Below are 20,690 nucleotides of genomic sequence, written 5' to 3'. Positions count from 1 at the left end.
CCCATAACGTATCGGAAATGATGAACTCTTGAGTAGTAGCCATACCCCAAATTAATCCCTATTTGGATAGCCTCTTAGTAACCCCAACGGCGTGGTAGAGATGCTTCGGCAAGCTCAGCATGACGTTCTATTGGGTGGCTAAGCATTGAAAAAGCACCAGCCACTAATTGGCTGGTGCTTTTTGCTGAGCGGAAGACAGAGTAGATAAAATTCTAATTAGCAGTATTTTGACTGCCGCCGCGCTGGCCGCGCTGCGGGCGCATGGCCTGGTACTTGGTGTACTGCTCGGGCGTGAGAATGCCCTTCATTTTGGCTTCCATGTCGGCGCGGCGGGTTTGCATGGCCTGGCGCTCGGCATCGGTGGGCGGGCCGCTGGGGCGGGTGCCGCGCTGGGCCATTTCGTCCTTCATCAGGGCATCAACTTGCGTTTGCTGCTCGGCGGTGAGGTTGAGGTCTTTGAGCATAGCTGCGCCGCGGCCACCGCGGGGGGCGGTTTGGGCGGGGGCGTCCTGGCGGGGGGCAGCCTGGGCGGCCAGCGCGCCGGCGGTGAGGGTGGCGGCCAGCAAGGCCAGCCGCAGGGAGTAGGTAGTCATCTCGATTCGGGGAAGGAAGTGAAGGCTGCGCCGCGCCCAGGTAGGTAGCCCGGCCAGCAACTGATTCAAAGCTACCGGGTTGGGCTGGGGGCTGGGTAGCTTACTCGGCCCGCCGGGATAGTCTGCCGACCAACGCCGGCTTTTTATCGGCCCCCGCTTTCGGCAGCAAGCGGCGCGAGCGGGCCAATGAAGCCCGCGTGAGGTTTGCAACTCAGCCCCACTTCGGGAAAACCTGAACCGCTAAACCTGCGTCTTTACGCCTGGCAACCGCCTTAGCCCTGGCTGGGCCGGTCGCTACGCGCCTCTTTCTTCCTCCTTTTCTAGCTCATGTCTCCAACAACTTCGAATCGCCTCACGGGGCAATTTGCCCTCGTCACGGGGGCCAGTTCCGGCATTGGGGCCGCCGTGGCCGTGGCGCTGGCCGCCCACGGTGCCGCGGTGGTCGTCAACTACGGCCACGATACCGCCGGGGCCGATAAGGTCGTCAAAACCATCACCGATGCGGGCGGGCAGGCCTTTGCCGTGCAGGCCGACGTGAGCAAGGAAGACCAGGTGCTGGCCATGTTCAAGCAGGCCATCGATAAGTTTGGCACCCTGCACATTGTGGTGGCCAACGCTGGTATTCAGGTAGATGCGCCGTTGCTCGAAATGACCCTGGAGCAGTGGCAAAAGGTGATTGACGTGAACCTGACCGGCCAGTTTCTGTGCCTGCGCGAGGCGGCCCGCGAGTTTACCAAGCGCGGCCCGCAGCCCGATGTGAGCAAGGCGCTGGGCAAAATAATCTGCATGAGCAGCGTGCACGAGGTGATTCCGTGGGCTGGCCACGTCAACTACGCCACCAGTAAAGGCGGCATTATGCAGCTCATGAAAACCAGTGCCCAGGAGCTGGCCCCGCACAAAATCCGGGTCAACAGCATTGCCCCGGGGGCCATCGCCACGCCCATCAACCTCTCGGCCCGCGACACGCCCGAGGAAGAAAAAGCGCTGCTCACCCTTATTCCCTACAACCGCGTGGGCGACCCCGCCGACATTGGCAACCTGGCCGCCTGGCTGGCCTCCGACGAAGCCGACTACATCACGGGCCAAACCATTTTCATGGATGGCGGCATGACCTTGTACCCCGGCTTCGCCGATAATGGTTAGGGTAAATAATTGAGAATGAAGAATTTGGAATGAGGAATTGCTTTTGCAGTTGCTACCAAGCTTCCGCTCTCCAATTTCCCATTCCAAATTTCTCATTCTAAATTCCACCGCATGACTGCCGAACACCAGCGCCTCCACGAAGCCGATAATGAGCAGAAGCACTGGCGGCGCTACGGTCCTTATGTATCTGAGCGCCAGTGGGGTACGGTGCGAGAAGACTACTCGGCCGGCGGCGATGCCTGGAACTACACCACCCACGACCAGGCCCGCAGCCGCGCCTACCGCTGGGGCGAGGAGGGCCTGGCCGGCTTTTGCGACAGCAAGCAGCAGCTGTGCTTGAGCCTGGCCCTCTGGAACGGGCAGGATGCCCTGCTCAAGGACCAGCTTTTTGGCTTGAGCGGGCCGCAGGGCAACCACGGCGAGGACGTGAAGGAGCTGTATTATTTCCTGGACAACACGCCCACGCACTCCTACCAAAAAGCCCTTTACAAGTATCCACAGTGGGCTTTTCCCTACGAGCAGCTGGTGCAGGAAAACGCGCAGCGCACCCGCAAGCAGCCTGAGTTTGAGCTGCTCGACACGGGTGTTTTCGACGAGTACCGCTACTTCGACGTGTTCATTGAGTACGCCAAGGCCGACGCCGACGACCTGCTGCTGCAATACACCATTGTGAACCATGGCCCCGAGGAGGCCACGCTGCACGTGCTGCCCCAACTGTGGTTTCACAACACCTGGGCCTGGGGCTACGACGAGTACCGCCCCAGCCTCACCGCCACCGCCGCCAACCAGGTGACCATGCAGCACCGTGACCTGGGCGAGCTGGTCTGTTACACTGAGGGCGGCCCCGAACTGCTGTTTTGCGACAACAACACCAACACGCAGCGGCTGTACGGGACTGCTTCCCCGGAGCAGTTTTTTAAAGACGGGATTAATAACTATCTGGTTGAAAAAGACTTAGACGCCATAAACCCGGCCCGCACGGGTACCAAAGCGGCTGCGCACTACGTGCTCACGCTGGCGGCCGGGGCCACGCAGCAGGTGCGCCTGCGGCTGGGGCCGGCCGGGCAGGCCCAGCCCTTCGCCGATTTTGAGGTGTTGCTCGGCCAGCGCCAGGCCGAGGCCGATGCGTTTTACGCGGTTATTCAGCACGATATAACGGATGCTGATGCTCGGCTGGTGCAGCGCCAGGCCTTCGCGGGCATGCTGTGGGGCAAGCAGTACTACAACTATAACGTGCCCCGCTGGCTGGCCGGCGACCCCGCCCAGCCGGCCCCGCCGCCCGAGCGCCTTACCGGCCGCAACGCCGAGTGGAAAAGCCTGGATAACAACGACATCATTTCGATGCCCGACATCTGGGAGTATCCCTGGTACGCCGCCTGGGACCTGGCTTTTCACTGCATTCCGCTGGCCCAGATTGACCCCGAATTTGCCAAAAACCAGCTGCGGCTGCTGTGCCACGACTGGTACATGCACCCCAACGGCCAGCTGCCGGCCTACGAGTGGCGCCTCGGCGATGTGAACCCGCCGGTGCACGCCTGGGCCGTGTTCCGGGTGTTTAAGATGGAGCAAAAGCGGCGCGGCGACGCCGGCGACCATGAGTTTTTGCAAACCATGTTTCACCGGCTGCTGCTCAACTTCACGTGGTGGGTGAACCGCAAGGACCGCGACGGGCGCAACATTTTCGAGGGCGGCTTCCTGGGGCTCGATAACATTGGGGTGTTTGACCGCTCGGCCACGCTGCCCGACGGCGCGTACCTGGAGCAGGCCGACGGCACGGCCTGGGTGGCCATGTTTGCGCTCAACATGATGCGTATCGCGCTGGAGTTGAGCCAGTCCAACCCCGTGTATCAGGACTTGGCGGGCAAATTCTTTGAGCATTTCCTCTACATTGCCGAGGCCATGACCAACGTCGGCAATACCGAGCTGGACTTGTGGGACGCGGAAGACGAATTCTACTATGACGCCCTCAAAACCGAGGATGGCGGCCACGAGCTGCTGCGCGTGCGCACCATGGTGGGCCTCATCCCGATGTTCGCGGTGGAAGTGCTCGACGAAAACGTGCTGGCCGGTGCGCCCGAGTTTGTGGCCCGTATGAACTGGCTGCTCGCCAACCGCCCGCAACTCGCCGCCCTGGTATCGCACTGGCAGGAGCCCGGCAAAAGTGCCACCCGGCTGCTAAGCCTGCTGCGCGGCCACCGGCTCAAGCGCTTGTTGTTCAGAATGTTGGACAGCGACGAGTTTTTGTCTGACTACGGCGTGCGCAGCCTCTCGCGGGTGTACCTGGAAAAGCCCTACGTGTTCCGCGACACCGACATCACGGTGAATTACCAGCCGGCCGAGTCCGAAACCAGCGTGTTTGGCGGCAACTCCAACTGGCGCGGGCCCGTCTGGATGCCGGTCAACTTCATGATAATTGAGGCGTTACAGCGGTTTCACCACTACTTCGGCGACGATTTTAAGGTGGAGTATCCCACGCACTCGGGCCAATACGTGACGCTGCTCGACGTGGCCGATGCGCTGGCTAAGCGCCTCACACACTTGTTTTTGCGCGACCCGGCCACCGGGCAGCGCGCTTGCTTCGGCAACCGCCCGCTCTTGCAGCAAAACCCTCATTTTAAGGACTACCTCTTGTTTAATGAGTACTTCAACGGCGATACCGGCGCGGGCCTCGGTGCTAGCCATCAGACTGGCTGGACGGGCTTGATTACCAAATTGTTGCAGCCGCGTGGGTAAGTGCGGTAAGCTTTAGCTTGCCGTTGGTACTAACAGCTGCTTAGCAATAAAACCCTATTAGCGGCAAGCTAAAGCTTACCCTACATTAACCTCATAACGGCAAGCTAAAGCTTACCGCACAGTTACTTATCCTATGCCTATTCCCGCTCCCTGGCTCGATGCCACCACCGCCATGCGCGACCAAATGGTGCATTGGCCCGACAACCTTGGCGTGACCGTGACCCGCACCCTCAGCCAGGACCGCGGCGATGCCGCCAACGTGACCGAGCTGCACTTGAGCGCCCACACCGGCACCCACGTCGATGCGCCGCTGCACTTTACCAGCGGGGCCGGCGATACCACCACCCTCGACCTGGGGCAACTCATGGGCCCCGCCACGGTAGTGGCCATCAAAGACCCCAAAAGTATCAGCCTGGCCGAAGTGCAAGTACTTGACATAAAGCCCGGTGCGCGGCTGCTGTTTAAAACGCGCATTTCGGACAGCGAGTGGAGCACCGAGCCTTTCAAGTCCGATTTCGTGGCCCTGGACGGCGATGCGGCGCGCCATCTGCGCGAGGCGGGCGTGGTGTGCGTGGGTGTCGATTACCTGTCCGTGGGCAAGGCCGATGCCCACCACGCACTGCTTGACGCGGGCATCTGCGTAATTGAGGGCCTGGCTTTGCAGCACATCGAGCCGGGCGAGTACGAGCTGCTGTGCCTGCCCCTCAAAATTGTGGGCAGCGATGGCGCGCCGGCGCGGGTGCTGCTGCGGCCGCTTTTTTAAGCTGTTAGCTATCAGCTGCTAGCTGTTAGCTTTTCGCTGATTATGAGTAGATAAATAAGAGCTAACAGCTAGCAGCTGATAGCCAACAGCTTAAAAAATGGACCAACCAATCATCATCGTCATGGGCGTGTCGGGCTGCGGCAAGACGACCGTGGGCGAGCTACTAGCCAAGCAGTTGAGCCGGCCGTTTTACGACGGCGACGACTTTCACCCGGCCGCCAACGTGGCCAAGATGGCCGCCGGCCATCCCCTCACCGACGCCGACCGCGCCGGCTGGCTCGCCACCCTGGCCGCCAAAATCGGTGAGTGGGAGCAGGCCGACGGGGCCGTGCTGGCCTGCTCGGCCCTCAAGGAAGCCTACCGCCAAACCCTGCAAGCCGGGGCCCACGCGCCCCTGCACTGGGTGTTTCTGGATGGCGACCCCGCCGTATTGTATGCTCGCCTCGAAGGCCGCCACGACCACTACATGAAGGCTGGTATGCTTGATTCGCAGTTGGCCACGCTCGAAAAACCCACCTACGGCCTGCGCATCGACATCGACAACACGCCCGAAAACCAGGTGGCCGAGATTGTCGAAAAGCTACCATTGGCGAAGCCCTGACCTGGCGCTTTCCTGATTGCTCACAAGCTCATCAGCTCCCGAAACAGGCCCGACTGGCTGCGCGATACCTCCACGTCGGGGCCGTTGCGCAGGCTGATTTTCAGCGTGTTGCTGAACCACGGCTCAATACCCGCAATCCAGTGTAAGTTGATGATTTGCTGGCGATTAGCGCGGAAGAATACTTTGGAGTCGAGCCGCGCCTCCAGCTGCTGCAAGCTGCGCGGAATGAGGGGCTGGTGCTGCTCGAAATACACGCGGGTAGCCCCGCCGCTGATTTCAAACAGCCGGATATCGGCCAGCCGCACAAACCAGCACCGCTCGCCGTCTTTCACAAACACCTGGTCCTGAGCGGTGAGCGGTGGCAGGGCGGGTTCCGGCGCGGGGGGCGCGGGGGCCGGGATTGAGGCTAATGACCGGATTTTGGTTAGGGCGGCGGCCAGCCGGGGCTCGCTCACGGGCTTTAGCAGGTAGTCGAGGGCGTTGACTTCGAAGGCTTTAAGCGCGTACTGGTCGTAGGCGGTGGTGAAGATGACGTGCGGCGCGGGCCCGTCCAGCGAGGCCAGCAGCTCGAAGCCCGATTGGCCGGGCATGTGAATATCGAGAAACAGCACGTCGGGCCGGAGGTCGGCCAGCTGCTGGCGGGCCTCGTCGGCGTGACGGGCTTCGCCCACCACGGTCACGTCGGGGAAGGCGCGCAGCAGGTGGCGCAGCTCGGTGCGCGCCAGGCGCGAGTCGTCAATGAGGAGCGCGTTCATGGGGCAGATTCAGGTTTCGGATGGGTAAGTGCAGCTCGGCCAGCACGGTATCGGGCAGGAGTGGGTCGGGGCCGATGGCGAAGTGCGCGGCCGGCCCAAAAAGCAGGCCCAGGCGCTCCCGCACGTTGCGCAGGCCCAGGCCCGGGTGGCCCGGCTGCGGCCGGAACGTGCCGGTATTGCGCACGGCCACGCACAGCTTGGTGCCCGCCGCGTCGAGCTGCGTGCTCAGGCTGAGGTGGCCACCGGCCGGGCGCGGGGCCAGCCCGTGCTTGATGGCATTTTCGACCAGCAATTGCAGGGTCATGGGGGGCAGCAGTACCGGCCGCGCCGCGGGGGCCACGGTCACGGTATAGTGCAGGCGCTCTTCGAGTTGCATGGCTTCGAGCTGGAGGTAGTTGTCCACTATTTCGAGCTCGGTGGAGAGTGGCACCTGCTCGGCCCCGTTGCGCTGCATGGAGTAGCGCAGCAGCTCGGCCAGGTGCGTCATCATGGTGCGGGCGCGGGCGGGGTCTTCCATCACCAGGGCCCGAATGTTGTTGAGGCCGTTGAAGAGAAAGTGCGGGTTGAGCTGGGCTTGCAGGGTGCGCAGCTCGGCCTCGCGGGCGGCGGCGGCCAGCTTCCATTTATCGACCTCGGCAGTGCGGTAGTTATCGAAATAATGCACGCCGAAGTACACCGCCGACCAGCCCCAGAACACAAAAAAGATGTTGAGCGTGTAGCCGACGTATTGCACCCACGGAAAGCCTTTGCCAGTGGATTGCTGGCCAATGACCACGAACAGCAGCACCGTAAGCGCCGCAATAACCACGATGCTCGTGACCGCCACCACCATATGCGCGAGCAGCAGCCGGGGCAGCAAAACGCCCAGCGGCCAGCGCACCCAGCCGTGGCGACGGATATAAAGCCGAAATAAGTGGCTGAACAGCAGTAAGGTGCCCGCCACAATCAGCTCGACGCCCACCAGGCTAAAGGAAAACTTACTGAAAAGCCCCGCCACCACCCCACCAAAGACCCCATAGAGCAGCCAGCCAGCTACCTGTAGCTTCCAGTAGAGGCGGGGGCGGGCAGTGAGCGGCAGCATACGCAATGGGTAAAGGAGGGGTGCAAAACAAAGGACGGCCAGCCAAACGCGACACGGCCCGCTGGCCGGCCAGCAGCTATTTTTTGGCTAGCGCCGGCTGCTTCAGAAAACCGTCGGTCTGGCCGAAAAACCAGGCGGTATCGTCGTACATCACAAAGTGGCGGCCGGCCTCCGACAGCTCGATGCGGGCCTGCGGCAGCTGCGCGTATTGCTGCGTGAAAGTGGCGCGCACGCTTTCCTGGGTAGCCCCGTACTGCTTGTAGCCGGCCCAGGTGCCCAGCACCAGCACCGGCTGCTCGATGCGCGCCACGTCGGCGCGCAGGTCGGTGGTGTACATATCGTACATGGCCTGGGCCACGGTGGCCGCATCGGAGGCCGCGCCCCAGCGGGCCACCTGCGTAATGCGGGCGGTGTCGGTGACCATGCCGGCGGCCATTTGGCGGGCCATTGCCCCCGACGCGCGGCCTTTGCTCATTTGCTGGCGTCGCTGCTCGGCCGGGGGGCGGGTAGTTTCGGCGGTAGCGGTGGGGTCGGTAGCGGCCGGCAGGAAGGGCAGCGAGTCCACGATTTCGAGCGGGCCGAGGGCGGCGGGGGCGGTGGCGGCCATCCACAGCGCCAGGAAGCCGCCCAGGCTGTGCCCGATTACGACGGGCCGGTTGAGCTTCTGCGCCTTGATATAGGCCAGCAGCTGGTCGCGGGTGTCTTGCAGCAGGTGGGCGGGCACGGGCTGCTGCGCCGGCACCCCGCCAAAGCCCGCCAGCGACACCACGTGGCACTGGTACTGGCCTTGGTAGCGGGCCACCGTTTCGTCCCACACCGCGCCGGGGCAGGTGAGGCCGGGAATGAGGATAATGGGCCGGCCCTTGCCCACCACCTTCACCACGAAGGCGGGGTGCGCGGCCGGGCTGCCGGTGGTGGTTTGGGCCGTGGCGGGTAGCGTAGCAGCGGCGGCTAGTAGCAGCGCAGCAGCCAGGGTGCAGCGGGAAAGCAAGGCGGTAAGCATGAGTAAAAAGGTTGGTGGTGAGAGGATGGCCCAAACGTACCAGCCCCGTTTCAGCCCCTTAACCCCGGCCCCCGCGAACGGGCGTAGCCCCTGGCGAACGGTAAAAAACCGGGGCTGAGGCCGCCGGGCCAAAACCCGTGTGCGGTATAAGTAGCTACTGTATATTGCGGCCTCGCAGCATAGTAGGCTACGCTAGGCCACCTCCTCTATCCGTTTCCACGCATGAAAAATCTGTTCTTACTCAGCGCATTAACTTTATTGGCTGGGGCCTGCCAAAAAAAAGACGCCGCCCCCGCCGAAGACCCCACCTGGCTGAAGCTGGAAATACCGACCACCTGGACAGCGGGCGACCAAGCCTTTTCCATTGCCGGCGATATCGACCACACGCTTCTGGTTTCGACCACCGAGAAGCTATACCTGACCAGCGACCACGGCAAAACCTGGCAGGAGTCACAACACAACTTTCACGGGGCGGTGTGGGGTCTGCTACCGCGCCACGACACCATTTTTGCCCTCACCAACTACTTCACTAACAGCAAGGGTGAGCGGCTGAATGCCACGGAGGCGGATATGTATTCGGTTGATTTTGGTAAAACGTGGGCCTACACGCTGTTTCCCTACAAAAAATCGCACGCCCTGACGCAACCCATCGGCCAGGTGGGCGCGGCGGGTATTGCCTACCGCGTTCAGCCCAATACCCAGCCCATTCCGGGGTCCAGCGCGCAGTTGGTGATAGCTTCCGATTTGTTGCGAACCGATGCCGCCGGCCGCCAGCAGGCCCTGCGCTTGCCGGCGCGGCACTACCTCAACAACCTGCACCTTGATGCGCAAAACCGCCTGTACGTAGCCGCCTCGGGCCTCAGCTTCGACGAAACTACGGGCCAGGCGCTGGAAGCCACGCAACAACGCACGGCGCTGGTGTACATCTCTCGCCAGCCGCTGCCTTAACCAAGCACCTCCCCACTGACCGCTACCAAAACGTGCGGCTCACGCCCAGCGTGAAGTAAAAAAACGACGCATCGTAGCCGCCCGCCGGCACGTGCAGCGGCACCAGATAGCTGGGCGTAGCCGCCACGCTAAATCGCCCCGCCGCCAGCGTAACGGGCAGCGACAGCGTGTAGCCCAGCGTGCTGAATGCCGGCGTGTCCGGCTCCTTGAGCACGGTGGTGGTGCCGCCGCGCTTCTTCACTTTTACCTGCGAGGTAGTGGCCAGCGAGGCGGCGTAGAAGTGCTGGCTGCCGGCCCCCAGCTCCACGGTGGGCTCAATCGAGAGCGTGTCGTGGCCCAGCACGGGCAGCTGAAAGCGGTGGCTCAGGTCGACGGTCAGGATGAAATCGTGGGTGCTGCCCACGAAGGCGTCGGCGCTGAGGCTGGCCGTGACAAAACCGAAAAACTGCGTGACGCTGGCGCTGAAATCATTGCGCAACGAGTTCTGCACCAGCGCACTCTCGCCGTACACAAACAGCCGGGTGTACTGCACTGTCCAGTAGGTGTCGGAGTTGCCCACGGCCTGCCAGCCCACCATAGCCTCGCCATAATTGATAAACGGCTCACCTAGTGTTTTATATACATAAGAATGGTTGAGGTAGAGCGAACCGATAAAGCCTGCCGGGGCCTGGTAGGTGAGGGTGGTGCCCAGGTAGCCCTTGTCGTTGGTGCGCTCGGGCACGCGCTGCAAATACGTGGTGCGGCTGGCCGAGGCAAAGCCCACCGTGAGGCGGGGTGGGGCCGGGGCAAGCGAGTCAGGCGGCAGGGTAGGCGTGGCGCAGGCAAGGTGAGCCGCCAGCAAGGCCAGCGGCAGGCAGTAACTAAATGCGCGGGGCATAGGGCAGAAAGCGGGAGAGTAGGAAGGGGCGAAAGGTTTGGCCAGCACCCGTGTACATTGCGTGAACGCCTGGCTACCGGCGAAATAGGTAGCCGGGAGTAGCTCGGCTGAGATGCCCCGCGCGGCCCCTGGTTTAATGGTTCAGCTAATAATACCGGGTTGTTGGTCAAAAAAAACGCTGCCAGGTTGGCCTATGGCCCCTAGCGCGGACCTTTGCAGCGATAACTCGTGCTCGCTATGCTAAAAAAACACTGGCTCATCTTGCTCACGCTGTTGCTGGCGGCCAGCGGCGCCCGCGCCCAGGGGTCGGCCCCCACCACGCCGCTGCTGCGCAGCTTGTCGCTCACCTTCGATACCGTGCGCTATAGCCTGGGCGAGCAGATGCTGACTGTGGCCGGCGAGCCGCGCCTCTACTTTTACTACCACAACGACGACCAGGTGGCCGAGCTGCGCCTGGTGCCGCTGCGGCCCGGCCGCCGGCCCCCGCGCCTGCTTACCTCCCCCGACTTTGTGCTGCAAGACTCGCTCATTGCCGGGCCGGGCGGCGAGTACCGGGGCATGCTGCACTTCCGCAACCTCACGGGCGCGCCGTTTGTACGGCTGGCCTTTGCGCCGGCCGCCGACTCGGCCGGGCAGCCGGCGCGGGCCCAGCAAATTGTGAGTTTGCTGCCCCTCACCCGCACCACCCTCGACCTGCGGCTGACCAGCCCCGAGCTGTTTATTGGTGAAGAGAAAGTGCTGGAAATCAGCACGAACAACCTGGCTAACGTGCGCGTGACCAATGAGTGGACCAAAAACCAGGACATCGACTACAAGCTGACGCGCGAAAAAAACGGCCTCTTTCTGCACCTCGTGCCCAACACGCTGGGGGCCCACACTGTGGTGGTGCGCGCCCAAAGTGAGCGCCCCCACCTCGACGGGGCGGGCCGCCTCACCTACCAGCTGCCGCCGCTCAGCCTGGCCTTCAACGTGCGGGCCAGCCGCCTGCGCTTCCTTACCGCCGAGCGCAAAGACGTGACTTACGACGAGGCCGGCCGCAGCCAGGGCACCGAGTTTGTGCTCGACGATGGCCACAACTTCGACCTGCGCCACACCTACCGCATCGAGGCCCAGCAGGAGCCCGGCGGCGCGCTCATCGCCGAGCTCTACACCCGCAGCTATTTGTCTAACGACCGGGTGCTGTGCCAGTTGCGCGTGTACAACACCCACCGCCAGGCCGATGGCTACCTCTACATCAAGGACGGCGACGTGGCCAAGTACATCACCAATTTCGACATCACGCCCCGGCCGCGCATTGCCACGCTCAGCGTGCTGCACCGGGGCGGCGACTGGGGCGGCAATAACACCATCAACCCCGGCGAAACCGTGGATGTGCGCCTCGAAGGCGAGTCGCTGCTGAAGGGCCGCTACCACTTCGACGGGGCCAATATCATCCCCTCCGACTCGTCTACGCGCTCCGAAAAAGTGGTTATTTTCCGCGTGCAGGTGCCGCTGAGCAGCGTGCGCAAGCGCATTGTGGTGTTTGATGCCAGCACGCCCACCGAGTTTGGCCTCACCGTGAAGGAGGCCCAGCGGCCCCACCCGCTCAACTTTGTGCAGGTGAACTACGGCGACGGCCCGCACCCCGTCAACCAGCTCAACGGCCCCGTACTCTACGACAAAACGATTGCCGACGTGGTGTTCAGCTTCAACGCCAACGCCATCGACGAAAGCGGCAACCTCTACGGCCGCCAGTACCTGATGATGGACGTGCGCACCGTGGACGAGAAAGGCAACCTCATCGACCAACGCACAGTGGACCAGCTGGTTGTGTGCCCCGGCGAGTCGTCGCCGCGCTACGCCTACTACCAGGGCAACGACTGCCAGGTGGGCAATTTCAGCCTCAACAGCATTCTGGGCCGCAAAACCTACGACCTCGACGCCTGGTACCGCATCATCATCACCGTGCGCGACGATGCCCGGCAATACGGCGGCACCAAGGGCTACTCGCAGCAGATAGAGCTGGTGCTGCGCCGCCACGTCAACTTCGATATCAGCGTGAGCTTTCCAGCCGGCCTGCTCACCAAGTACGCTGGCCAACCTAGTTATAGTAGCTTCGGTGGTATCAGTTTGGCCACGCTGGCGCAGCTCAGCTTCTACGCCCCTGACCGCATCAATAAGCTGCGGCCCTATCGCATCGGGGCGGGCTTCGTGGCCCTCAATGCGTTCAACCTCTCCAATAGCAATGAAGTAGAGCGCGCCTTGGGTATTGTAATACTTGGCTCGGTGGTGCCGGTGCGCACGGGGGCACGGCTCACGTTTCCGCTCTATCTAGGCGGCGGCTACTTACTTACAGACGGTAAAGCATTGCCATTTCTGCTCTTTGGGCCGGGTATTGGGGTTACGCTGTAAGTAGCTTTCGGCTATGTTTTCTACTAGCTCCGAGGTAGGAAAATCTGCCTCGAAGTTAAAAGGTTATTTTTGAGAGTAGTAAAGCCAAGCGCTTGACTCACTGGTTTTGCATCTGTCATCGACTTGATGTCGAGATAAGAGCAACAAAAAAGCCTACCGTTGCGGGTAGGACTTTTAGTAGATTTATTGATTAGTATTTGCAATAAAATTAAATCCTTACTTATATTTATAACATAAATATACAACATCGCAGTCGCCCCCTACATACATATTAAAATCAAAAGGCACTTTAGTCCATCCTGTAGGCGGATTGATACCAGCATCTTGGTTATAAAGCACGCCTATCTCAATTGGCCTGCCTCCTTGCTGGTGGTCGGCCAAGACATTTAGATTACCTGTTGCAAATATTCCCCCATTCATATTAGCCGAATCCCAGCCTAGTTGGTAGTAGCAACAGCTACGTGATGGCCACTGAGCTATATGTTCTGTCGAGATAGCTTTATCAGGAGCTTGGTAGCCAACTACGCGCGCACCACGAATACCAGTAATGGCAGAAATGCTGTTTTGGTAAGTAGCCACCTTGCTTGGATTGCGTGTAAAGCACATGTAGATTACATCTCCTCCAGCACGAGAATTAAAATTTACCGGAACAACAGTATAACCATCAGGAGCAGTAGCACGAGAATCAAAGCCATTTGCTTCGTGAGTAAAAACTATGTCCAAAATGGCACCACTTGGATTGTCTGGTCCATTATAAGCGCCGTTGCCATTAGTTGTATCGTAGCTATTACCTACGGTACCCTCTGTACTATAAAAAACAGGAAGAGGAGTTGGGTATTGGGGTGGGCAGTTGCCAGTTGAACAGTCGACCGGCGGGTCTACCGGGTCAGCAAGTCGATTCTGACTTGCACTTGTTGCAGGCTTAGGTCCGACATCATGTGAGCTTTCTTTTTGGCAGCCCAATAAAAGTAAGAGATTAGTAGCAATTAGTGCCCCTGATAAGCGCGAAAAATTCCCCATAAATTGTGGTAAAAAGATTGAATGTTAGTACTTCTCTCAAGTATTTCAGATTCAAAGTGATGAAGTAAAAACTGATTTTACAAATTATTTTATTTGCAAAGGATGATTTCCAATATTATTAGTTTATGCACGCTGGATTAGATTAACCTCATTATCGGTAAGCAAGGGGCGCGGGCCGAAGCCGATAACCTGAACTTCCCGGCCAAAAACACCGCCGCCGAAAATGCGGCGCTCCTGCCGTTTCTGGAGCAGGTTACCGGTCCCGCCTGGGCGGCGTTCGACCTGCGCCCCGCGCGCCGGGCCCTCACCACCGGCAAGCTGCAAGTAACGGAAAAGTTGTGCCGCATTATCGGGGGGTATGACTACCTGTTGATTATTCCCGAAACAACTGCTAACCAACTTATTAACTAACCAAACAGTGCCTGTGCAATGCTCAACATCCTCTTGCCCAGCCTACCCTATAGCCGGGCCATCGACCCCATGTGGGCCGACGAGGCGGCCGAAGCCCGCCGCCTGGGCTACCAGGTATGCCTGTATGATGCGGAGCAGCCGCGCCTCTACCAGCCGCCCGCCGTGGCCTGGCCTACCCTGTACCGGGGCTGGATGCTGAGCCCCGCAGGCTACCAGCAGCTGGCCGAGCTCGCGCCGCTGTTGGTAGCCCCGGCGCAGTACCTGGCCTCGCACTATGCCACCGGCTGGTACGCAGCGGTGGCGCCGCTCACGCCGCGCAGTGTGTTTGCGCCGGCCAGCCAGGCCGCGCCCGCAGTCGCCGACTTCCTCCGGGCCAATGGCCGTTGCTTCGTCAAAAGCCTGGCTAAGTCGTTTGGGGTCGACTCGGTAGTGGCCTCCCTGGCCGACTTGGCGGCATTGCTGCGCCAGTACGAGGTGGCTCCCGATGAGCAGCTATTTATCCGCGAGTTTACGGAGCTGGCCGACCAACCCGAGGAACGGTTTTTTGCTGTGCGCGGCGTGGCTTTTGGGGCCAGTGGCCAGCCGTTGCCCGCGCGCTTGCAACCCGCGCTGGCAGCGCTGCAAAGTCGCTGGCTCTACACTATCGACGTGGCCTATACTACCGCCGGGGAAGCCATTATTATCGAAATCGGCGATGGCCAAGTGTCCGATACCAAGGAGTGGCAACTAGCTGACTTATACAAGATTGTGTTTAAAGAGTTGGCTAAGCAAACTGCTCTTTCCTAAGTACTGCCCGGCTCTGCTACCAGCGCCAGCCCACCAGCGCGCCACCGTAGTAGTTGCGCGCCGCGGCGGGCTGAAAGTAGCGCCCGCCAAAGGCGTTGAGGTCGTTGCCCAGGCTGTAGCGGCGGTCGGTAGCATTATCGACACCCGCGTACAAATCGAGCTGCAAGCGGCCCAGCACCGTGCGCCGCCAGCCGGCGCGGCTGCCAAAAACCCAGTAGCCGGCCGCGTAGTCGGTGTTGGCATCGTTGAGCGGCAGCACGGCCTGGTGGCTCACCGTGGGGCTGAGGTAGAAGCCCAGCGCCTGCGTAAAGTCGAGGCCTGCGCTCAGCGTATGGGGGGCGGTGCCGGTGAGTTGGTTGCCGCCGTACTGCTGGCCGGTGGCCGACTCGTAGCTGCCAAAGCGGAAGCGGTTGTAGGCGTAGCTCGCCCAGGCGCGCAGCCCCGCCGCCGGGCTGGCGGCCGCAGCCGGGGCGGTGGGCTGCCACAGGTAGCCGCTGGCGGCCACCTCGGCCCCGCGCTGGTGGGTGGTGCCCGCGTTGGCAAACAGCTGGATGCCCTGCGCATCGGAGCGCGACACGATGGTGTTGCGCAACTCCAAATCGAACAGCGCCACGTCGAACAGCAGCCGGCCGCCCAGCAGCGTGCCCCGGCTGCCCACCTCGTAGCTGGTGCCGCGCTCGGCCTGCAAGTCGCGGCTGATGGTGCCATCTGAGGGGCGCAGCTCGGCCTCGGTGGGCGGCGAGTAGCCGCCACTCACGCTGGCGTAGGCCGAAATTTGGCTGGTAATTTCCTTGAGCAGCGCCACGCGGGGCAGTATCTGGGGCCGGAAATCCTGGGTAACCACGTAGCCGCCGGGGTTGGTGGCGGCCGATGATACGCGGGCAATCTGGTAGCGCAGGCGGTTGTAGCTGGCCCCGGCCGTGAGCAGCAGGCCGGCCGGCAGCTCATAGTCGGCCTGCGCAAAGGCGAAGCCCGTGCGGGTCGTTATCTCGTCGTCGTAGCGCAGCGTAGTGGGCGCGCCGCCCACGTTCAGGTAGCTGCGCGAATCGACAAACGCCGCCTGAAACTCGCCGCCGCCCTGCACCCGCAGGGTGCGGCCGGCCAGCCGGCCGCGGTAGTTAAGGGCCACGCGCCCGCCGCCTTCCAGCCGCGCCTCGCGCGTCCAATCCACCAGGTAGGGCGTCTGAATGCTGCTGGTACGGCCGTAGATAGTGCTCACAGTCTGCCACTTATCCGAAAAGCTGTACGTGTGCGTGGCCCCCAGGAGGCCGGTTTGCGAAGCGTAGAACGTCTTCTGGGCTACGGTGCCGGGGGCGGCGGCTGTGCCCGGCCGCGCCTGGCGTGGGTCGGCCTCCACCTGCGCCCGCGTGAGGCCGCCCGGCAGCTGGTAGTTGATATCGGTATAGAGGGCGTGCAGCGCCAGCGTCTGCTTGGTGGAGGGCGAGAGCTGGCCATCGAGCGCAAACACCTCGCGGCGTAGCGCGCTCTGCTGGCGGTAGCCGCCCAGCTGCTGGTGCGCGTACTGGGCGCGCCAGTAGTCGCCGTTTTGCCCATTGCCCTCGGCCGTGGCCGTGAAGCGCCGCAGCCCAAAGGAGCCCGCCGCGTAGCCTACCTGCGCCCGTCCTTGGCCGGCCGCGCCGGTGGGGCGGCGGTTTTCGAGGCGTATCACGCCGCCCGTGCCGGCCCCGTACACGCTGCCCGCCGGCCCCTTCAGCACCTCAATGCGCCCGATTTGGGCGGGGTCGAGCAGGTTGAGCGGCGAGGTGCCGTTGGCCTCCGTGAAGGGGATGTCGAAGTAATACATTTTCACGTTGCGCACCCCAAACGGCGAGCGCAACGTGCTGCCCCGCACGCTGATGCGGTAGCTGGCGGTGGCGCGCTCCTCCAGCCGCACGCCGGGCAGCGTGTTCACCGCCGAAGCCAGCGAGTTTTCGTTAAAGTGTTGAATGATAGTCTGGTCTACCACGCCTACGCCGGCGGCCGTGCGGCGCAGCGGCAGCCGCTGGCCGTAGCCCACCACGGTGGCGGCGGGCAGGGCGCGGGCATTGAGGGTGTCGGTAGGGGTTTGCTGGGCTGCCAGGGGCAGGGCCAGTGAAGTGAGGAGGGTGGCTAGCGAGTAGCGAAGTAGCATAGTGGCGTAACAAGGTTGCTACGCCAAACGGCTAGGGTAGGCTCGGGGTTTGTGGACAACACCAGCTTTTACCGCTGCAGCCGGGCCCGCTAGTCCTCCCACTCACTCCTATCGGGGTACATCCGCTCGAGTTTCAACTCAGCGAAGGAGTTGAAGAAAACTACTTTAGGAGACGACTGGCTTTGCTCCTGGGTGCCCGACCAGGTGAGACGCACAAGCGCAAAATGACCACTAAACCCAGGCCCGCCCCGAATAGAAAATAAAATGTTACTTGGTGCGCCCATTGCACCCAATTTGCAAAGCGCTGAAAACCTGGGCTCAGCCACCGCCGGGCTGTTGGCAGCAGCCTTGGCTAGCCTCCCTGAATCGTTGCCTAGTTCGCGGCTAAGCTCGGTTTCCAGCGCCAGCTTCTGCTGAATGGTTAATTCTTCCCAGGGCTCTACCACAAATGTGCGCGGCGGGTCAGTTGTGAGGAAGTCTTGCAGGATTTCAGCGGCTATTCCGGCGAGGTAAATTCGCTTTGGCTCATCTGGTAATTCGGCGGCGTCATCAATGGTATAACCACCCATTGGAAAAAGAAAATACCCGTTTTCCAGCTGTGCATTGAGTGCCAACGCGTGCCACTTGGCGTAATCGGGCGAAGGGCTGGCATTGAATTCCCAAACTGTTTGCTGCACCTCATTATAGTACTTCGTAGTTGGGGCAAACTCGCCATAAACACCGCCCATAGCCTCATCGCCGGGCTGCAAGTCGGCGAAGCCTATCAAATGCTGATTGGAGTAGATGGCCGCTCTCATAGCTGCAACGCAAAAGCACCGGGAAATGGTAGCCGCATTATTGCGTAGTAGCTGCTGGTGCCAGGTAAAAGTAGTCGTCCGTTATCAGAAGTATTGGAGGCGCTGCCCGCAGAATTACCCCAGAATCCACTGGTAATTTTGGGCTCTGCTTATGCTGCTATGCTGTCTTTTACCGAAAAACTAACTGGGTTGCTGGTCGTTACGGCCCTGGCCGCCACCCCGCGGCTGACCCACGCCCAAACCGGTGCCGTGCGCGGTACCCTGCTCGATGCTGCTACCGGCCAGCCGCTGCCTTTTGCCGCCGTGGTGCTGCTGCGCCTGCCCGATTCCACGGCCGTGGCCGATGCGCAAACGGCTGATAATGGCGCATTTGCCCTCGAAAAGTTGAAGCTCGGCACCTACGTGCTGCGCGCCAACGTGCTGGGCTACCGCACCGGCCGGCGCGCGCTCAGCCTCACCGGGGCCGCGCCGGTGGCGCAGGTAGGCACGCTGCGCCTGCGCCCGGCCGCCACCCAGCTCACCGAAGTGGTGGTACAGGGCGAGCGCCCGCCCGTGACGGCCGACCTCGACAAGCGAGTGGTGAACGTGGCCAAGGACCTCACCGCCGTGGGCGGCACCGCCACCGACGTGCTCCAGAACGTGCCCTCGGTGAGCGTGGACCAGACCGGCGCCGTGAGCCTGCGCGGCAACCCCGGCGTTACCATTTTTATCGATGGCAAGCCCAGCGGCGCGGCGGGCGGCGGCAACGGCACCAGCCTCGACCAGATTCCGGCCAGCAGCATCGACCGCATTGAGGTGATTACCAACCCCTCGGCGCGCTACGACGCGGCCGGCTCGGGTGGCATCATCAACATCATTCTCAAGAAAAACCAGCGCGACGGCCTCAATGGTACGGTGGCGGCCGGTGCGGGCACCCGCAATAAGTACAACACCTCGCTCACCCTCAACTACCGCCGCGGCAAGCTGAACGCGTTTGGCTCGTACGATTTTCGGCACGACCAGCGCTTCACCCTCGGCAGCCTCGACCAAACCACCACCGCGCCGGTGCTCGACCCCGCCACCGGCCTGCCTACCACGCTGGCGCACAGCCTCTACCTGCGGCAGGACCGCAGCGGACTAGCCTACCAAACTACCCACGCCGTGCGCCTGGGCCTGGAGTACACCCTGCCCGCCAACCAGACGCTGAGCCTGGCCGTACAGCCCCGCTTCAACCAAAGCACCGCCGATGAGGCGCTGCGCTCGCGCCAGCAAGACCTCACCCTGGGCCAGCCCGTGTACGTGGGCAGCACCGACCGCCAGAACGCCACCGCCGGCCGCAGCCACTCGGCCGATTTCACACTCGACTACCGCCGCGTGTGGCCCGCCCGGCCCGGCCGCGAGCTCACGGCCGGGGCCGTGTACACGCCCTTGCGCAGCGACAATGCCATTACGTCGAATCTGGTGTATGTGGGTGATAATGTGCGCGCTGTGCAGCAGCAGGCTTTTCACAACCGCCTCGACCAGGGCGCGGCGCAGGTCGATTTTGTGCAGCCAATGGGCGAGAAGGGCCGCCTCGAAGCTGGGGCTAAGAGCACCTGGCGGCGCTACAACAACCAGTACGATTTCGGCAGTACCCGGCCGGTTTTATACCAGCAGTCTGTTTTTATGTACCAAGAGTACATTCAGGCGGCCTATGCTAGCCTGGGCGGGGAGCGCGGCAAGTGGCAGTACCAGGGCGGGTTACGTCTGGAGCAGACCAATACGCACGGGCTGCAAGTTATCACCGGCGAGGAGTTCGCCCGCAGCTACCTGAATTTATTTCCCAGCGCCACGCTGGCCCGCGAGTTGCCCCACGACCAGCGCGCCCAGCTCGGCTACTCGCGCCGGGTGCAGCGCCCCGACCAGGGTGAGCTCAACCCCTTCGCCGACCGCTCCGACCCGCTCAACCTCAACACCGGCAACCCCAGCCTGCTGCCCGAGTACATCGACCTCGTGGAGCTGGGCCACCAAAAGTCGTTTGAGAATAAGGCTACGCTGGCCACCACGGCGTTTTACAGCGTGGAGAGCCAGACTATCAAGTCGTTCCGGCAGGTGATTACCGACCCGCTGACCGGCAATCAGGTTACGAGCACGAGCCGCATCAACCTGGGCGACGAAATCAACTACGGCCTCGAAGTGGTGGGCAGCCTGCCGCTGGCCGCGTTCTGGAAGGTGAGCGGCTCGGCCTCGGCCTTCCGGCGCATCATCCAGGGCAGCGTGGCCAATACCGATATCACCAACAGCAGCTTCGTGTACACGAGCCGCCTCAACACGACGATTACACCCGTGAAAAAGCTCGACGTGCAGGTATCGCTCAACTACCGCTCGCCGGTGGTGACGGCGCAGGGCCGCCGCCAAACGGCGTTCAACGTGGATGCCGCCGCCAAGTACACCTTCCTGCCCCAGGACCGCGGCACGCTCACGCTGCGCGTGTCCGACGTGTTCAACACGCTGCGCTACAACTTCAACGCCTACGGCCCCGGCCTCGATGCGGTGAGCTACAACAAGCGCGAGTCGCGGGTAGGCTTCCTCAATTTCAGCTACCGTTTTGGGCGCGATGGGGAGGCCACCAAGCCCCGCAAGGAGGAAAAGGACCCGAGTGGCGGGTTTGAGTAGGGGGCGAAGGGGTATTTTCTTTA

Annotated in this window: 16 protein-coding genes; 8 read left to right on the top strand and 8 right to left on the bottom strand. The window is 62.0% G+C overall.

Going from position 1 to position 20,690, the window contains the following annotated elements:
- Positions 1-212: 212 nt before the first annotated feature.
- A complete protein-coding gene (locus ACYVGC_RS19965) occupies positions 213-593 on the bottom strand; it encodes a hypothetical protein (RefSeq protein WP_460585623.1) in 381 nt (126 codons plus the stop codon).
- Positions 594-920: 327 nt separating this feature from the next.
- Between ACYVGC_RS19965 and ACYVGC_RS19960 the strand changes: the two genes are divergently transcribed.
- The 4 genes from ACYVGC_RS19960 (at position 921) to ACYVGC_RS19945 (ending at position 5,833) form a co-directional block, all read left to right on the top strand.
- Positions 921-1,736 carry an SDR family oxidoreductase gene (locus ACYVGC_RS19960; protein WP_460585622.1) on the top strand — a complete coding sequence of 272 codons (816 nt, stop codon included), beginning with the start codon at positions 921-923 and terminating at the stop codon, positions 1,734-1,736.
- Between the two features lie 111 nt (positions 1,737-1,847).
- Positions 1,848-4,469: a glucosidase family protein gene (locus tag ACYVGC_RS19955; RefSeq protein WP_460585621.1), complete on the top strand. Its 2,622-nt coding sequence runs from the start codon at positions 1,848-1,850 to the stop codon at positions 4,467-4,469.
- Between the two features lie 133 nt (positions 4,470-4,602).
- On the top strand, positions 4,603-5,232 hold the full coding sequence (locus ACYVGC_RS19950; protein ID WP_460585620.1) for a cyclase family protein: 630 nt from the start codon (positions 4,603-4,605) through the stop codon (positions 5,230-5,232).
- Between the two features lie 97 nt (positions 5,233-5,329).
- Positions 5,330-5,833 (top strand): gluconokinase, encoded by a 504-nt coding sequence (locus ACYVGC_RS19945; RefSeq protein WP_460585619.1) that lies wholly within the window; start codon positions 5,330-5,332, stop codon positions 5,831-5,833.
- Between the two features lie 20 nt (positions 5,834-5,853).
- On the opposite strand, the gene ACYVGC_RS19940 is transcribed toward ACYVGC_RS19945, so the two are convergent.
- The 3 genes from ACYVGC_RS19940 to ACYVGC_RS19930 all read right to left on the bottom strand — a co-directional run bounded on the left by ACYVGC_RS19940 (position 5,854) and on the right by ACYVGC_RS19930 (position 8,672).
- Positions 5,854-6,588: a LytR/AlgR family response regulator transcription factor gene (locus ACYVGC_RS19940; RefSeq protein ID WP_460585618.1), complete on the bottom strand. Its 735-nt coding sequence runs from the start codon at positions 6,586-6,588 to the stop codon at positions 5,854-5,856.
- Positions 6,569-7,669 carry a sensor histidine kinase gene (locus ACYVGC_RS19935; RefSeq protein ID WP_460585617.1) on the bottom strand — a complete coding sequence of 367 codons (1,101 nt, stop codon included), beginning with the start codon at positions 7,667-7,669 and terminating at the stop codon, positions 6,569-6,571. Before ACYVGC_RS19935 ends, ACYVGC_RS19940 begins: the two co-directional genes overlap by 20 nt.
- Positions 7,670-7,745: 76 nt before the next feature.
- Positions 7,746-8,672, bottom strand: coding sequence for an alpha/beta fold hydrolase (locus ACYVGC_RS19930; protein ID WP_460585616.1), 927 nt, complete (start codon positions 8,670-8,672; stop codon positions 7,746-7,748).
- Positions 8,673-8,894: 222 nt separating this feature from the next.
- Here ACYVGC_RS19930 and ACYVGC_RS19925 point away from each other — a divergent pair, with 222 nt between their 5' ends.
- On the top strand, positions 8,895-9,620 hold the full coding sequence (locus ACYVGC_RS19925) for a beta propeller repeat protein (RefSeq protein ID WP_460585615.1): 726 nt from the start codon (positions 8,895-8,897) through the stop codon (positions 9,618-9,620).
- 22 nt (positions 9,621-9,642) lie between these two features.
- Here the strand turns inward: ACYVGC_RS19925 and ACYVGC_RS19920 are convergent, their stop codons facing one another.
- Positions 9,643-10,497: a hypothetical protein gene (locus ACYVGC_RS19920; RefSeq protein ID WP_460585614.1), complete on the bottom strand. Its 855-nt coding sequence runs from the start codon at positions 10,495-10,497 to the stop codon at positions 9,643-9,645.
- Positions 10,498-10,734: 237 nt separating this feature from the next.
- Here ACYVGC_RS19920 and ACYVGC_RS19915 point away from each other — a divergent pair, with 237 nt between their 5' ends.
- The gene (locus ACYVGC_RS19915) at positions 10,735-12,888 is read left to right on the top strand and encodes a hypothetical protein (RefSeq protein ID WP_460585613.1); all 2,154 of its coding nucleotides are present in this window, start codon (positions 10,735-10,737) and stop codon (positions 12,886-12,888) included.
- 216 nt (positions 12,889-13,104) lie between these two features.
- Here the strand turns inward: ACYVGC_RS19915 and ACYVGC_RS19910 are convergent, their stop codons facing one another.
- A complete protein-coding gene (locus tag ACYVGC_RS19910; RefSeq protein WP_460585612.1) occupies positions 13,105-13,908 on the bottom strand; it encodes a hypothetical protein in 804 nt (267 codons plus the stop codon).
- A gap of 429 nt (positions 13,909-14,337) precedes the next feature.
- On the opposite strand from ACYVGC_RS19910, the gene ACYVGC_RS19905 reads away from it, so the two are divergent.
- The gene (locus tag ACYVGC_RS19905; RefSeq protein WP_460585611.1) at positions 14,338-15,105 is read left to right on the top strand and encodes an ATP-grasp domain-containing protein; all 768 of its coding nucleotides are present in this window, start codon (positions 14,338-14,340) and stop codon (positions 15,103-15,105) included.
- Between the two features lie 16 nt (positions 15,106-15,121).
- Here the strand turns inward: ACYVGC_RS19905 and ACYVGC_RS19900 are convergent, their stop codons facing one another.
- Positions 15,122-17,236: a TonB-dependent receptor family protein gene (locus ACYVGC_RS19900; protein WP_460585610.1), complete on the bottom strand. Its 2,115-nt coding sequence runs from the start codon at positions 17,234-17,236 to the stop codon at positions 15,122-15,124.
- An 89-nt stretch (positions 17,237-17,325) separates the two neighbouring features.
- Positions 17,326-18,033 (bottom strand): hypothetical protein, encoded by a 708-nt coding sequence (locus ACYVGC_RS19895; RefSeq protein WP_460585609.1) that lies wholly within the window; start codon positions 18,031-18,033, stop codon positions 17,326-17,328.
- A 159-nt stretch (positions 18,034-18,192) separates the two neighbouring features.
- On the opposite strand from ACYVGC_RS19895, the gene ACYVGC_RS19890 reads away from it, so the two are divergent.
- Positions 18,193-20,667 (top strand): TonB-dependent receptor, encoded by a 2,475-nt coding sequence (locus ACYVGC_RS19890; protein ID WP_460585608.1) that lies wholly within the window; start codon positions 18,193-18,195, stop codon positions 20,665-20,667.
- Positions 20,668-20,690 lie beyond the last annotated feature (23 nt).

This window comes from Hymenobacter arcticus (genome assembly GCF_054779975.1).
Note: the sequence above shows the minus strand (reverse complement) of the source record. Positions and strands in the feature narration are given on the sequence as shown.

Bases quoted from the DNA above. Each gene is read 5' to 3' on its own strand.
- ACYVGC_RS19935 (WP_460585617.1), bottom strand. From the start codon at position 7,669: ATGCTGCCGCTCACTGCCCGCCCCCGCCTCTACTGGAAGCTACAGGTA.
- ACYVGC_RS19930 (WP_460585616.1), bottom strand. From the start codon at position 8,672: ATGCTTACCGCCTTGCTTTCCCGCTGCACCCTGGCTGCTGCGCTGCTA.
- ACYVGC_RS19905 (WP_460585611.1), top strand. From the start codon at position 14,338: ATGCTCAACATCCTCTTGCCCAGCCTACCCTATAGCCGGGCCATCGAC.
- ACYVGC_RS19915 (WP_460585613.1), top strand. From the start codon at position 10,735: ATGCTAAAAAAACACTGGCTCATCTTGCTCACGCTGTTGCTGGCGGCC.
- ACYVGC_RS19945 (WP_460585619.1), top strand. From the start codon at position 5,330: ATGGACCAACCAATCATCATCGTCATGGGCGTGTCGGGCTGCGGCAAG.
- ACYVGC_RS19900 (WP_460585610.1), bottom strand. From the start codon at position 17,236: ATGCTACTTCGCTACTCGCTAGCCACCCTCCTCACTTCACTGGCCCTG.
- ACYVGC_RS19955 (WP_460585621.1), top strand. From the start codon at position 1,848: ATGACTGCCGAACACCAGCGCCTCCACGAAGCCGATAATGAGCAGAAG.
- ACYVGC_RS19960 (WP_460585622.1), top strand. From the start codon at position 921: ATGTCTCCAACAACTTCGAATCGCCTCACGGGGCAATTTGCCCTCGTC.
- ACYVGC_RS19965 (WP_460585623.1), bottom strand. From the start codon at position 593: ATGACTACCTACTCCCTGCGGCTGGCCTTGCTGGCCGCCACCCTCACC.
- ACYVGC_RS19925 (WP_460585615.1), top strand. From the start codon at position 8,895: ATGAAAAATCTGTTCTTACTCAGCGCATTAACTTTATTGGCTGGGGCC.
- ACYVGC_RS19920 (WP_460585614.1), bottom strand. From the start codon at position 10,497: ATGCCCCGCGCATTTAGTTACTGCCTGCCGCTGGCCTTGCTGGCGGCT.
- ACYVGC_RS19895 (WP_460585609.1), bottom strand. From the start codon at position 18,033: ATGAGAGCGGCCATCTACTCCAATCAGCATTTGATAGGCTTCGCCGAC.
- ACYVGC_RS19950 (WP_460585620.1), top strand. From the start codon at position 4,603: ATGCCTATTCCCGCTCCCTGGCTCGATGCCACCACCGCCATGCGCGAC.
- ACYVGC_RS19940 (WP_460585618.1), bottom strand. From the start codon at position 6,588: ATGAACGCGCTCCTCATTGACGACTCGCGCCTGGCGCGCACCGAGCTG.
- ACYVGC_RS19890 (WP_460585608.1), top strand. From the start codon at position 18,193: ATGCTGTCTTTTACCGAAAAACTAACTGGGTTGCTGGTCGTTACGGCC.
- ACYVGC_RS19910 (WP_460585612.1), bottom strand. From the start codon at position 13,908: ATGGGGAATTTTTCGCGCTTATCAGGGGCACTAATTGCTACTAATCTC.